12 protein-coding genes are annotated in these 12,893 nt (G+C 71.4%); 9 read left to right on the plus strand and 3 right to left on the minus strand.

Going from position 1 to position 12,893, the window contains the following annotated elements:
- Positions 1-355 precede the first annotated feature (355 nt).
- The 4 genes from pyrE to IEZ31_RS04665 all read left to right on the plus strand — a co-directional run bounded on the left by pyrE (position 356) and on the right by IEZ31_RS04665 (position 3,659).
- Positions 356-898, plus strand: a complete 543-nt coding sequence (pyrE, locus tag IEZ31_RS04650) for an orotate phosphoribosyltransferase (protein ID WP_190248464.1) — start codon at positions 356-358, stop codon at positions 896-898.
- A gap of 57 nt (positions 899-955) precedes the next feature.
- Entirely contained in the window at positions 956-1,336 is a 381-nt protein-coding gene (locus IEZ31_RS04655; RefSeq protein WP_190248465.1) for an ArsR/SmtB family transcription factor, read from the plus strand.
- Positions 1,337-1,340: 4 nt separating this feature from the next.
- The gene (locus tag IEZ31_RS04660; protein ID WP_190248466.1) at positions 1,341-1,979 is read left to right on the plus strand and encodes a class II aldolase/adducin family protein; all 639 of its coding nucleotides are present in this window, start codon (positions 1,341-1,343) and stop codon (positions 1,977-1,979) included.
- A 63-nt stretch (positions 1,980-2,042) separates the two neighbouring features.
- The gene (locus IEZ31_RS04665) at positions 2,043-3,659 is read left to right on the plus strand and encodes a VWA domain-containing protein (RefSeq protein WP_190248467.1); all 1,617 of its coding nucleotides are present in this window, start codon (positions 2,043-2,045) and stop codon (positions 3,657-3,659) included.
- A 76-nt stretch (positions 3,660-3,735) separates the two neighbouring features.
- Here the strand turns inward: IEZ31_RS04665 and IEZ31_RS04670 are convergent, their stop codons facing one another.
- Genes IEZ31_RS04670 through IEZ31_RS04680 form a run of 3 tightly spaced genes read right to left on the minus strand, consistent with a single transcriptional unit; the run spans position 3,736 to position 8,402 of the window.
- Entirely contained in the window at positions 3,736-4,668 is a 933-nt protein-coding gene (locus tag IEZ31_RS04670; RefSeq protein ID WP_229834197.1) for a VTT domain-containing protein, read from the minus strand.
- A gap of 25 nt (positions 4,669-4,693) precedes the next feature.
- Positions 4,694-7,150 (minus strand): polynucleotide kinase-phosphatase, encoded by a 2,457-nt coding sequence (locus IEZ31_RS04675; protein ID WP_190248468.1) that lies wholly within the window; start codon positions 7,148-7,150, stop codon positions 4,694-4,696.
- Positions 7,137-8,402, minus strand: coding sequence for a 3' terminal RNA ribose 2'-O-methyltransferase Hen1 (locus tag IEZ31_RS04680; RefSeq protein ID WP_190248469.1), 1,266 nt, complete (start codon positions 8,400-8,402; stop codon positions 7,137-7,139). The genes IEZ31_RS04675 and IEZ31_RS04680 overlap by 14 nt, the downstream gene beginning before the upstream one ends.
- A gap of 64 nt (positions 8,403-8,466) precedes the next feature.
- Here IEZ31_RS04680 and amrS point away from each other — a divergent pair, with 64 nt between their 5' ends.
- The 5 genes from amrS to IEZ31_RS04705 all read left to right on the plus strand — a co-directional run bounded on the left by amrS (position 8,467) and on the right by IEZ31_RS04705 (position 12,888).
- The gene (gene amrS, locus IEZ31_RS04685) at positions 8,467-9,531 is read left to right on the plus strand and encodes an AmmeMemoRadiSam system radical SAM enzyme (RefSeq protein ID WP_190248470.1); all 1,065 of its coding nucleotides are present in this window, start codon (positions 8,467-8,469) and stop codon (positions 9,529-9,531) included.
- Entirely contained in the window at positions 9,528-10,298 is a 771-nt protein-coding gene (gene amrB / locus IEZ31_RS04690) for an AmmeMemoRadiSam system protein B (protein WP_190248471.1), read from the plus strand. Before amrS ends, amrB begins: the two co-directional genes overlap by 4 nt.
- 130 nt (positions 10,299-10,428) lie before the next feature.
- Positions 10,429-11,304: a phytanoyl-CoA dioxygenase family protein gene (locus IEZ31_RS04695; RefSeq protein WP_190248472.1), complete on the plus strand. Its 876-nt coding sequence runs from the start codon at positions 10,429-10,431 to the stop codon at positions 11,302-11,304.
- Between the two features lie 67 nt (positions 11,305-11,371).
- Positions 11,372-11,854, plus strand: coding sequence for a SigE family RNA polymerase sigma factor (locus IEZ31_RS04700; protein WP_190248473.1), 483 nt, complete (start codon positions 11,372-11,374; stop codon positions 11,852-11,854).
- Between the two features lie 2 nt (positions 11,855-11,856).
- The gene (locus IEZ31_RS04705; RefSeq protein ID WP_190248474.1) at positions 11,857-12,888 is read left to right on the plus strand and encodes an LCP family protein; all 1,032 of its coding nucleotides are present in this window, start codon (positions 11,857-11,859) and stop codon (positions 12,886-12,888) included.
- The last annotated feature ends 5 nt before the right edge of the window (positions 12,889-12,893 follow it).

A 12,893-nucleotide genomic window follows, 5' to 3' on the forward strand; every position in this document is an offset into this window, starting at 1 on the left:
TACAGCAAGCATAGAGTTTCCTGTGTATCGAGCATGATTGTGGTCACGTCCATCTCGATGTAGAGCCAGGTGTCGATGCGCTCCCTGGCGCCGGTTGCAGGGCATCGACGGGTCGGACATTTTCGCAGGTCAACGCCGTTTCGTCGGGCGCCGGGCCGATCGGGGCAGGGTGAGATCCCGGCGCCGGGACGCGCATCGGCGCTTCCGTATCCCCTGTCACCGTCACCCCTCACGTCACTCGTGGTGATCGCTGCGATCACCTTCGTATTCCTCCTCATCCACTTGACGGACCTAAATTCGTGCGAGAGTGCGGGTCATCGATTCGCCGAGCGGATTTAGCGCGTACGCTTCGGACATGACCGACCGTGACGACCTGCTGAAACTCGTGCGCGACCTCGCCGTGGTCAAAGGGCGGGTGACGCTGTCGTCCGGACAAGTTGCCGACTGGTACGTGGACCTTCGTCGCTTGACGCTGCACCATGCTGGTGCACCGCTCGTGGGCCGAGTCATGCTTGATCTGGTTGACGATTGGGAGTTCGACGCCGTGGGAGGGCTGACCCTTGGCGCCGATCCGGTGGCCCTCGCGATGCTTCATGCGGCGGCCGCCCGCGGTGGACGGGCGCTCGATGCGTTCGTCGTTCGAAAGAGTGACAAGGCTCATGGTCTGCAACGCCGGGTCGAAGGGCCCGACGTCGCCGGCCGACGCGTCCTGGCGGTGGAAGACACCTCCACGACAGGGGGAAGCGTGCTCACCGCCGTTGCGGCGCTCCGGGAGGCCGGCGCCGAAGTGGTCGGTGTGGCCGTTATCGTCGATCGTGGCGCGGAAAAGGCGGTTCGCGCCGCGGGGCTGAGCTATCGCTCAGCATTTTCGTTGGTCGACCTCGGCCAACAGGGCTGAAAAATTGTCGATTCGGACCTGCGGATATGCAGGCGGGTCGATGGTGTTGGTGGAAGGATGGAAAACGTGGGAACTGCGCTGGCTGAGATGACCCTGCCCCAGATCTCGCCGCTTGCCGGCGAGCCGATTGACCGTGCCGACGCCGAGCGTCTTGCCGGCGTCCTGAAGGCGCTTGCCGATCCTGCCCGACTCCGGCTCCTGAGCCTGATCCAGTCGGCGCCCGACGGCGAGGCGTGTGTTTGTGACCTGACGGCCCCGCTCGGCCTCTCGCAGCCGACCGTGAGCCACCACCTGCGGATCCTGACCGAGGCCGGGCTGCTGGAGCGCGAGAAGCGGGGTGTGTGGGCGTTCTACCGCCTCGTGCCCTCCGCCATCGGCACCATCGCCGACCTTCTGACGCCGCCGCGCAAGCGGGCGACCAAGAAGGCCCCTCGGTAAGGCTTTGCACTACCGAACCGGCGACCTGCGCGACCAACTGGCCCACCTCGGGCACGCGGTCGTGCAAGCCGGGCTTGTCGTGGGCTCGGGAGGAAATCTTTCCGCTCGGGCACCATATGCCGACGAATGCTGGGTAACCGCGGCCGGGACGTGGCTCGACCGGCTCGACCGCGGTTCATTCGTTCGGGTCCGAATTACGGATGGCGCGGCCCTTGACAACGGGGCCGCGCCATCGTCGGAGCTCGGGCTCCACCTCGCCACGTATCGGGCCCGTCCCGACGTCAACGCGATCGTGCACCTCCATCCGCAGTCCGTGCTGCTGCTCGACGCCGTCGGCGCGCCGATCGTGCTCGCCACCACGGACCACGCGTTCTACCTGCGCCGCGTCGCCACCACGCCGTTCGTCCCGCCCGGCCGCCCCGAGGTGGGCGCCCTGGCCGCCGCGGCGTGCGCCGACGGCACCAACTGCGTCGTGCTCTCCCGCCACGGCTGCTCGGTGATCGCCGACTCGGTCGAACTCGCGCACAAGCGCGCCTTCTACCTCGAAGAGGCCGCGCAGCTGACGTACCGCGCCCTTCTCCTCGGCCGTCCGCTCGACCCCCTGCCGACCGACTGGCTGCACGCGGACAACGTCACTGCCTAGGTGGAGTCCGGTCGTCCTACACTCGTCCTCTTGCTGAAGAAGCGCAGGTCAGGGGAGTAGGACGTGAACGCACGACGGGCAGTCATCGCCGTCGTCGCCGCGGTGGCGATCGTCGCCGGTGGTGCGGTGGCGGTACGGGCGGCGCTCGGCAGGTTCGGCGGCTGCGACGGCAGCGTCACGCTCTCCGTGGCCGCGGCGCCCGAGATCGCCCCCGCGGTGCGCACGGCCGCGTCCCGGTTCGCGGCCACCGAGCCCGAGGTCAGCGGCGAGTGCGTGCGCGTCGAGGTCAGGGCGGTCGAACCGGCCGACGTCGCCAACCAGCTCGCCGTCCGGGCCGGCGGCACGATCAACGTCGCGGCCGCCGCGGCGCCGTCGCCGGCCGGCGCCGACGTGCCGACCGTCTGGATCCCCGACGCCTCGACCTGGATCACCCGCATGCAGGCCGTCAACCGCGAGGCGTTCGAGGCCGACGCGACCTCCGTGGCGACCAGCCCGGTCGTCGTCGCGGCCACCGAACCGGTCGCCAAGGCGCTGGGCAGCCCGACCGTCGGCGCCCCGCAGGTCGCCGCCCTGCTGGCCCGGGTCGAAGCCAAGGAGCTGCAGGTCGCCGCGGTCGACCCGCGCCGCAGCACGGCCGGGCTGGCCGGGGCCGGCCTGCTCTACGACGCGATCGTCACCGACCCCGGGCACCTGGTCGACATGGTCCGCGCGTACCGCTCGATCGCCGTCGCCCCCGACGCCGCGACCCTGCTCAAGGCGCCGGCCCAGCAGGTCACGCTGACCAGCGAGCAGGCCGTCCTGACCGGTGGCGACCGCACGGCGCTGCCGCTGGAGCCCGCGGCGACGCTCGACTACCCGTTCGCGGTCGTCGCCGGCAAGCCGCGCGCCGAGGCGGCCGCCGCCGAGCTGTTCCGCACCGCGCTGCGCGCCGATCGCGAGCCCTTCGCGAAGCTCGGCTTCCGCGGTCCGGACGGCAGCACGTCGGCGGGCTTCCCGGCCGGTCGCGGCGCCGGCACCGCACCCGTCACGGTCAGGCCGCCGGTGGACCCGCAGAAGATCGCCGACGTGCTCGGCTACTGGAATGCCACCACGGCGCCGTCGCGGGTGCTCACGCTCGTGGACGTCACCTCGTCCATGAACCGCCCGATGGCGAGCCGCGCCGGCTCCCCGTCGCGCCTGGAGGTGCTGCGCAAGACCGCGACGGAGGGCCTGGGCCTCTTCACCGACGACAGCGAGCTGGGCCTGTGGGCCTACGGCGCGGAGTACCAGCAGGTCGTCCCGCTGTCCCAGCTGAACCAGGGCCAGCGGGCCCGGCTCACGACGGCGGTGTCCGCGGCGAAGGCGACCGGCTCGGACGTGTGCGGGCTCTACGAGACGGTCCTCGCCGCGTACCGGTCGCTCAAGGAGGGCTACAAGGAGGGCCGCTCGAACACGGTCGTCGTGTTCACCGACGGCTCGAACACCAAGCCGGGGATGAGCCTGGAGACGCTGAAGCTGGAGCTGGAGCGGGCGACGGACCCGACCCGGCCGATCCGCGTCGTGCTGCTCGGCATCGGGCCGGACGTCCACAAGCAGGAGCTGGACGAGATCGCCGCCACCACTGGCGGCCGGGCGTTCGTGGTCACCAACCCGGACGAGATCGGCGACATCTTCCTCCAGGCGCTGATCCGTTCGTCCTGATCCACGTCATCATCCACGTCATCGGGATACGAAAAAGGAGCCCCCGCGAGCGAGGGCTCCTTCGACGTGCGCGCGATCAGTCGTGGACGCGGTGGGAACCGGGCCGCCCGTGCGGGTCGTGGCTGCCGTAGGTGCCCGGCGTGCCGTAGGGGTCGTGCGCACCGTACGTGCCGTTGGTGCCGTACGTGTCGGCCGGGCCGGTAGCGCCGTGGTGGCTGCCGGGGACGCTCGCGGTGCCCCGGGCCGGGCCCACCTGCGGGCCGGCCTGGGCGGCGTCGGCCTGGGCGGCGCCGGCGCCGGCGGCCGCGGAAGCGGAGTGGCCGCCGCCGCGGCGCTTCTCACGCCAGCCCTTGATGATCTCGATGAAGATCGGCAGGGCCGAGATCAGGACGATCAGCAGCACGGCCGGCAGCAGGTACGTGTCGATCTTCTCCGGCGGGATCAGGTCGCGGATCTGCTTGGCCAGCGCCCAGCCCGCGAAGATGATGCCGTCGGTCCACAGGATGCCGCCGATCACGTTCCAGATGAAGAACTGCTTGGCGGGCATGCCGACCACGCCGGCGACCGGGTTGAGGAAGGTGCGCACGATCGGGATGAACCGGGCGAGCACCACGGCCTTGGCCGGGCCGAACTTGGCGAAGTAGTGCTCGGCCTTCTCGACGTACTCCTTCTTGAAGATCCGCGAGTTCGGACGGTCGAACATCTTCCGCCCATAGCGCGCGCCGAGGTAGTGGCCCAGCTGCGCGCCGGCGATCGCGCAGATCGGCGCACCGATGAGCAGCTGGGTCAGGCTCAGCCTGGTGCCGAGCAGGTCCGTGGCGGCCGGCGACGAGGCGACGCCGGCCAGGAACAGCAGCGAGTCTCCGGGGAGGAAGAAGCCCACGAGCAGGCCCGTCTCCGCGAACATGATGATCCAGACGCCGATGACGCCGAATGTCGTCAGCAGGCCTTTTGCGTCGAGCGGGTTGAGGGAGAGCAGGTCGCCGAAGGCGCGGGTCTTTTCTTCCACGGCGAACCAGCGTACGTGAGCCAGACTACAAACGTGGATCCACCGGCTCGCTTTCACACGCGAGCACCGCGAAGACGTGCTGGTGCACCCGCCACGGCGCCGCGCCCTCGGCCAGCAGGTCGAGCGCGGCGAGGCCCAGCCCGTGCTCCCGCAGGGCGAGGCTGCGCTTGCGCCCGAGGTTGCGGGCGCGCAGCTCGTCCAGCCGCTCGGTGTACGACGGGCCGTAGATGATCCGCAGGTACTCCCGGCCGCGGCACTTGATCGCCGGCTGCACCCGCGGGCCGGCGTCCGCCGCCGGCTTCACGACCATGCCCTCCCCACCGGACGCGGTCAGGTCGAGCCACCACTCGGTCGCCGCCCTCACCCCGTCGGCGGAGGACGGGTCGACGACCAGGCGGCGGGTCGCGGTGAACAGCTCCGGGTCGGCCGCGACCAGCCGGTCGGCCAGGGCCAGGTGCCAGTCGTGCTCGCGGCGGGAGTGGTTCGCGCCCTCGGAGGCCAGCACATGGAACGGCGCCAGCCGCACCCCGAGCAGGCCGTCGGTGGGCCAGCAGTACCGCCGGTAGACGTCGGCGTAGGCGGTGATGTCCGCCGCCCGCGCCGCAAACCGCGACAAAAGCCCCTGCACGGCCACCCCGCGCCCGGCGGCCAGCTCCAACGCGGCCCGAGCGGCGGGCAGCGCGGCGCCGGCCGCGGCGGCGACGCTCGCGTACTGCTCGCGGATCAGCGGCGTCGCCTTCGCGGACCACGGCAGTACCTCGGCGTCCAACACCAGCCAGTCGGACCGCAGCTCGTCGAACAGCCCCTCCGCCGCGACCCGGACCCGATCGAGCAACGCGGCATCGTCGGGGAAGAAGGGACGCCCGGTGCGGGTGTAGATCGCACCTGGGCCGTCGATGCCGAATCGCCTGGATGCGGCCTCGGGGGAGCGGCACACCACGAGCACGGCCCGCGAGCCCATGTGCTTCTCCTGGCAGACGACCAGCGGCACGCCGGCGCGGGCGTAGTCGCCGAGCGCCTCGACGGGGTGCTCGAGGTACCCCTCCTGACGCGAGGTCGACGACGGCGCCATCGTCGGCGGCAGCCACACCAGCCAGCGCGGGTCGACCGCGAACCGGCTCATGACCTCCAGCGCGGCCGCGGCGTTCTCGGCGGCGACCGTGACCCGGCCGGTCGGGGTGACCAGGCTGCGCCGTCCGGTGACGTCGGCCAGGTTGAGCCCGGCGTCCTCGACGGGTGCCGGGGCGACCGGGCGGGCGGGCTCGTAGTACACCCGGCGCGCCTTGACCGACACGAGCTCCCGCGAGGGGTAGCGCAGCGCGGTGAGCGAGCCGCCGAACACGCAGCCCGTGTCGACGCAGATGGTGTTGTTGACCCACTCGGGCGCGGGCACCGGGATGTGGCCGTGGACGACCATGGCCTTGCCGCGGTACTCGGTCGCCCACGGGAGGCGGACGGGCAGGCCGTACTCGTCGGTCTCGCCCGTGACGTCGCCGTAGAGGGCGAACGCGCGCACCCGGCCCGAGGCGCGGCCGTGGTAGGCCTCCTTGAGGCCGGCGTGCGCCACCACCAGGCGGCCGCCGTCGAGCACGTAGTGGCTGATCAGCGAGTCGAGGAACGGCACCGGGTCGACGTCGGAGACGGCCAGCTGGTCGAGCGTCTCCTGCAGGCCGTGCGCGACCCGCACGTTGCTGCCGCGCAGCTTGCGCAGCAGCTTCGCCTCGTGGTTGCCGGCGACGCACAGCGCGTGCCCGGCGGCGACCATGCCCATCACGAGGCGCAGCACGCCCGGCGAGTCGGGGCCGCGGTCGACCAGGTCGCCGACGAACACGGCGGTGCGGCCGTCGGGGTGCACGGCGTCGTCGGAACTCACCGTGTACCCCAGCCGGCGCAACAGCTCCACCAGCTCGTCCAGGCAGCCGTGGACGTCGCCGATGATGTCGAACGGGCCCGTCAGCTCGCGCTTGTCGTTGTAGAGCTTCTCGTAGCCGAGTTCAAAGGCATCGATCGCCGCCGTGCCCCGCAGCACGTGGACCTGCCGGAACCCCTCCTTCGCCAGCTGCTTGAGCGACCGGCGCAGGTCGCGTGCCTGCCGGGCGAGCACCGGCCGGCCGAAGTCGCGGTCGGGCCGGGCCTGGGTGCGCGCCCAGCACTCCTCCTCGGGCACGTCGAGCACGATGGCCACCGGCAGCACGTCGTGCTCGCGGGCGACCTGGACGATCGCCTGCCGGGCGTGCGCCTGCACGTTGGTGGCGTCGACGACGGTGAGCCGGCCGGCGCGCAGCCGCTTGCCGGCGACGAAGTGCAGCGCCTCGAAGGCGTCGGACGACGCGGACTGGTCGTTCTCGTCGTCGGCGACCATCGCGCGGAACGCGTCGGAGGACAGCACCTGCGTGGGCGTGAAGTGCCGGCGGGCGAAGGTCGACTTGCCGGATCCGGAGATGCCGACGAGCGCCACCAGGCACAGCTCAGGAAGCCGCATTGAACACCGCCAGCTGGGTCGGTTCGCCGACTTCGTCGTCGTGGTCGCCGATGCCGCGGATCGCCACGGTGTAGCCGAACCGTTCCGAAACAGCCGCGCACCAGGCCCTGAACTCCGCGCGGCTCCACTCGAAGCGGTGGTCGCCGTGCCGGAAGCGGCCGTGGGGCAGGCCCGGGTAGCGGACGTTGTACTCGGCGTTGGGCGTGGTGACGACGACCGTCGCCGGCGCCGCGTGCCCGAAGACGCTCGCCGCCAGCGCGTCCAGCCGCGGCGGGTCGACGTGCTCGACGACCTCCATGAGGACGGCGGCGTCGTAGCCCTTGAGGCGGTCGTCGCGGTACGTGAGCGACGTCTGGAGCAGCCGGATCCGGGCCTTCTGCCGCTCCGGGAGCCGGTCCAGCCGCAGGCGGCGGGCGGCCGCCTCCAGGGACACGGCGGAGACGTCGGCGCCGACGATCTCGGTGTACCGCCGGTCGCGCACCAGCTCGCCGAGCAGCGCACCGGGCCCGCAGCCCAGGTCGAGCACCCGGGCGGCGCCCGACTCCTCCAGGGCCTGGCGCACCGCGGCCCGCCGCTGGACCGCGAGCGACTCCGGCCTGCTCGTCGACGGTTCCGGAACGACGCCCAGCCGCTCCAACGCCTCGTTGGTCAGCGCCCTGCGATGCGCGAGGTAGCGCCGCGCGATCAGGGTTTTCGCCGGATGCGCGGCGAGCCATCCCGTGCCTGCCCGCAGCAGCTTCGCCACCTCGTCGGACGACACCCAGTAGTGCTTCTCGTCGTCGAGCACGGGCAGCAGCACGTACAGCTGGTTGAGCGCGTCGGCCAGCCGCAGCGTGCCCGTGAGCCGCAGGTCGACGTACCGGCTGTCGCCCCAGTCGTCGGGGATGGGGGTGGCCCGGACCGTCCAGCCGAGCGGCTCGAACAGGTCCGCGGCGCTGCCCTTGCAGCCCAGGGCCGGGACGTGCACCTCGAGCGGGATCGCGGCGGCCGCCAGCTCCGGCCGGTCGCGCGACTCGCCCCGCATGGCGGAGCGCCAGACCCGGTTGAGCGCGGCGGCCAGGTGGCTCGCCGAGACCACGTCGGGGCCGTCGACCAGCAGCGCCGCCGTGCACCGTTCCTCGGTGGCGCCGGGGTAGAAGACGTGCGCGGTCCCGCCGGTGACCGGGAACGACTGGAGGCGGTCCGGATGCTTCACGAGCAGGAAGCCGAGGTCGGTCGCCGGTCGATGGGTCGTGGTCAGGGTGAGCAGCACGGGCGCCATCTTCTCCTGGTTTTTTCCGGAGGTCCGCCGGTTTTTCCCGGCGTAAGGTCAAGGGATGGCGACGGTGCCGACCGTGCACTGGCACCGGCTGGCGGACGGCCGGGTGCAGTGCGACGTCTGCCCGCGCAACTGCCGCCTCCACGAGGGTCAGCGGGGCTTCTGCTTCGTCCGTGAGCGGGTCGGGGACGAGATCGTCCTCACCACCTACGGGCGATCGTCCGGCTTCTGCGTCGACCCGATCGAGAAGAAGCCGCTCAACCACTTCCTGCCGGGCACGCCGGTGCTCTCGTTCGGCACGGCGGGCTGCAACCTGGGCTGCCGGTTCTGCCAGAACTGGGACATCTCGAAGAGCCGCGAGATCGACACGCTGGCCGCCGCGGCCGGGCCGGAGGAGCTGGCGGTCGCCGCCGAGCGGCTCGGCTGCCGCTCGATCGCGTTCACCTACAACGACCCGGTGATCTTCATGGAGTACGCCATGGATGTCGCCGACGCGTGCCGGGCGCGCGGGATCAAGGCGGTCGCGGTCTCGGCCGGCTACATGAACCCGGCCCCGCGTGAGGAGTTCTACCGGCACATCGACGCCGCCAACATCGATCTCAAGGCGTTCAGCGAGCACTTCTACGAGAAGATCACGTTCGCGCGGCTCGATGCCGTGCTCGACACCCTGGAGTACCTGCGTGGCACGGAGGTCTGGTTCGAGGTGACGACCCTGCTGATTCCCGGTCGCAACGACAGCGACGACGAGCTGCGCCGCCAGTGCGACTGGTTCGCCGAGCACCTCGGACCCGACGTGCCGCTGCACTTCTCGGCGTTCCACCCCGACTTCAAGATGCGCGACGTGCCGCGCACCACGCCGGAGACGCTCACCCGGGCGCGGAAGATCGCGCTGGATGCCGGGCTGCGGTATGTCTACACCGGCAACGTCCACGATCCCGAGGGCCAGTCGACCCGCTGTCCCGGCTGCGACACCGCCGTCATCGTCCGGGACTGGTATGACCTGCGCTCCTACGACGTGACCGGCGACGGTCACTGCCTCCACTGTGGACACGCCCTCCCCGGCGTGTTCGACGGGCCGGCCGGCCGTTGGGGCCGGCGCCGGCTGCCGGTGAGCGTCCGATGAGGCGACCCGCGGTGGCCGGGAGCTTCTACCCCGGCTCACCCGCGGTCCTGCAGGCGACCGTCGACGACCTGCTCAACGGGGCACCGGAGGCGCCCAAGGACACCGCGGACGCGTACATCGTGCCCCACGCCGGCTACCGCTGGTCCGGCCGCACGGCGGCGCACGTCTATCGCCGCGTGGTGGAGCGCAAGCCGTCGCGCGTGGTCGTGCTCGGCCCGGCCCACAAGGTGCCGCTGCGCGGCGCCGCCGTGCCCACCGACCGGCAGTGGGCGACCCCGCTCGGCCCGATCACGATCGACTCCGGCGGCGCCCGCGACCTGATCGCGCGCGGCCTCGCGCTGGCCGACGACCGGCCGCACGCCCCGGAGCACTCGATCGAGGTGCAGGTGCCGTTCCTGCAGCAGATCCCCGACGTGCGGCTGCTGCCCGTCTGCATCGGACAGTCCTCGGTGGAGCACGTCGAGGCGATCGTGCACGCCGTCTGCCACACCGGCACGATCGTGCTGTGCAGCACCGATCTTTCGCACTATCTGAGCGAGGAGCAGGCCCGGGTGCGCGACGTGGCCACCGTGGCCGCGATCACCGCGCTGTCGGCGTCACGCATCGGCACCCATGACGCGTGCGGCCGGCACGCGCTGCGCGGCCTGCTGCGCTGGGGCAAGACGACCCGCCGCACCGCCGACATCCTCCATCTCGCGACCTCCGCCGACGAGGGCGGCCCGAAGGAGCGGGTCGTCGGTTACTTAGCGGCGTCACTGACGGTTTAGCGAAGTCTTCCGTTGCACCCGGATTGTCCAAAAGAGGATGGCCGAACGGACGACCTCTGAAGTGGCCGTTCGGAACCGTCTGAGTGGGTGGAGGCGCCTGCGGACGGCGCCGGAAGTTGGAGAACGGGGCATGTCAGTCACGACGACGGCCGCGCCGACCTGGGCACCCATGACCAGCGAGCAACGCGAACAGTTCGACACGGACGGTTACCTCATTCTGCGGGGTGTCCTCAGCCCCGACGAGGTGGCGCACTACTCCTCCGCGCTCGACGCCGCGTACGCCCAGCACCCGCACGCGCCCGACGGCTCGCTGCACCTGCTCAGCGCGGTCACCAGCTGCCCGGAGCTGGCCGGCCTGATCGACCACCCGGAGACCTTCCCCCTGGTCTGGTCCATGCTCGGCTGGAACATCCACATCTACCACTCGCACCTCGACGTGCACCCGCCGCTGGCCGCGCCGAAGCCCGAGTGGTGGCACTGGCACCAGGACGGCGGCCGGCAGAACCGCGAGCTGGAGACGGACCCGCGCCCCCGCCTCTCGGTGAAGCTCGCCTACTGGCTGTCCGACGTCTCGCAGACCGGCCGGGGCAACCTGACCCTGATCCCCGGCAGCCACACGACGAACTGGCTGCCCGGGCCGCCGAAGCGCGACGTGCCGTGGCCGACCCCGGACGGCGCCCGCCAGGTCCAGGTCGACGCCGGCGACGTGGTCTTCTTCGACCGGCGGATCTGGCACGCCCGGTCCGACAACCGCTCGGACATCACGCGCAAGTGCGTCTTCCTCGGCTACACGTACCGCTGGATCGCCGTCCGCGACGAGGTGCGCGCCCTGCCCGGCAAGCCGTGGTGGAACCGGCTCAACCCGGTGCAGCAGCAGCTGCTCGGCGGCATCGGCGGCCTCGACGGCGACCACGCCTGGGGGCACTACCCGGAGACCACGCCGCTCTACAACGAGCTGCGCGAGCGGGGCCTGCTGGACCCGAACTATCCGCCGCTGATTCCGTAGACAGCGCAATGTTCGAGCGGCCTCGACCCGTCCTAGGGTCGAGGCCGTCGTTCATTGGGGGACCGGTTTGACGTTCGAGGAGTTCGTCGAGGCGCGCTTGCAGGCGCTGCTGCGGTATGCCGTGATGCTCACCGGCGATCCGCACACCGCCCAGGACCTCGTCCAGGAGACGATGATCCGCGCGCAGCTGAAGTGGCGCCGGGTGGCCACCTCCCAGACGCCCGAGCGATACGTGAAGCGCATGCTCACCAACGCGTATGTCGACCTGCACCGCGGTTCGTGGCTGAAGCGGGTCGTCCTGCGCGGGTTTCCGTCGACGCTCGACCGTGCGGTGGCCGACCACGTCGACGCCTCGGTCGAGCGCGACCAGATGTGGGCCTGGCTCGCCACGCTGCCCGCGCGGCAGCGGGCCGCGCTCGTGCTGCGCTACTACGAGGGGCTCAACGACACCGAGATCGCCGACGTGCTGCAGTGCGCGGTCGGGACCGTCCGGTCGTCGATCTCCCGCGCCCTCGCCACGCTTCGGATCCAGATCGTCCCGGCGGAGTGATGATGGAACAGCTGTTGCGCGAGACGTTCGCGCGTCACGAGGACCTGGCCCCGCCGGCGACGCCTGAGCTGCGGTCGGCGATCACGCTCGGCGCTCGCCGCCGCCGGCGCTGGCGGCGCATCGGGGGAGCCTCGGGCGCATTTATCGGTGTTCTAGCGGTGATTTCCGCGCTCGCCCTTTACGCCAGGCCGCCCGCGCCGAGCGTCGACTCGCTCCTCGAAGCAGCCCCGCCCGAGACCGAGCGGCTCACCCTGCTCCTCCTCGGCACCGACCGCCGCCAGGGGCAGGACGCCCACGAGCCGGTCCGCACCGACGCGATCATCCTGCTTCACGTCGACCCGGCGTCGGGCAAGGCGTTCCAGATCTCGATCCCGCGCGATCTACAGGTCGCCACGCCGCGCGGCACCGACAAGATCAACGGCGCCTACTACCAGGGCGGCTACGACCTCACGGCCCAGGTCGTGAGCGCGCTGGCCGGCGTGCCGATCGACGGCGGCGCGGTCGTGGACTTCGCCGGGGTCCAACGGGTGATCAACCAGCTCGGCGGGGTCAACCTGTGCGTCGACCAGCGCACCGTCTCGGCTCACCTGGGCCGCACCAAGTCGGGTGAGATCGTCTCGCTGCTGGCGAAGCCGAGCGCGCAGCCCATCGTCTACGAGCCCGGCTGCCGGCACTTCCAGGGCTGGGAGGCGGTGGACTACGTGCGCCAGCGCAAGGGCGTCGACCGCGACCGCCACCTGCGCGACCTGCTGACCGCGCTGGCCCGCTCGGTGACCGAGCCGGTCGCGCTGTCGAAGCTGCTGCCGTTCATCTCCGACAGCGTCGACCTGCACCTCGGCGGGCGCTCGCTGACGACGCTGTCCCTGCAGTTCGCCCGCGTCGGGGCCGACAACCTGATCGGCATCCGGCTGCCGACCCGGCTCACGGAGGAGGGCACGGTCCTGCTGGCCCCCGACGCCGAGGGTCTGTTCGCGGCGCTGCGCAACAACAACCTCACGGAGTGGCTGGTGACTCACCCCGCGTACGCGTCCTGACGATT

The sequence above is a fragment of the Dactylosporangium sucinum genome (genome assembly GCF_014647515.1).
In the GTDB taxonomy this organism is placed as follows: domain Bacteria; phylum Actinomycetota; class Actinomycetes; order Mycobacteriales; family Micromonosporaceae; genus Dactylosporangium; species Dactylosporangium sucinum.

What these genes read in the sequence shown, in the direction of transcription:
- amrB (WP_190248471.1), top strand. Translation starts at nt 9,528, where the DNA reads ATGAGGCGACCCGCGGTGGCCGGGAGCTTCTACCCCGGCTCACCCGCG.
- pyrE (WP_190248464.1), top strand. Translation starts at nt 356, where the DNA reads ATGACCGACCGTGACGACCTGCTGAAACTCGTGCGCGACCTCGCCGTG.
- IEZ31_RS04695 (WP_190248472.1), top strand. Translation starts at nt 10,429, where the DNA reads ATGTCAGTCACGACGACGGCCGCGCCGACCTGGGCACCCATGACCAGC.
- IEZ31_RS04655 (WP_190248465.1), top strand. Translation starts at nt 956, where the DNA reads ATGGAAAACGTGGGAACTGCGCTGGCTGAGATGACCCTGCCCCAGATC.
- IEZ31_RS04705 (WP_190248474.1), top strand. Translation starts at nt 11,857, where the DNA reads ATGGAACAGCTGTTGCGCGAGACGTTCGCGCGTCACGAGGACCTGGCC.
- IEZ31_RS04675 (WP_190248468.1), bottom strand. Translation starts at nt 7,150, where the DNA reads ATGCGGCTTCCTGAGCTGTGCCTGGTGGCGCTCGTCGGCATCTCCGGA.
- amrS (WP_190248470.1), top strand. Translation starts at nt 8,467, where the DNA reads ATGGCGACGGTGCCGACCGTGCACTGGCACCGGCTGGCGGACGGCCGG.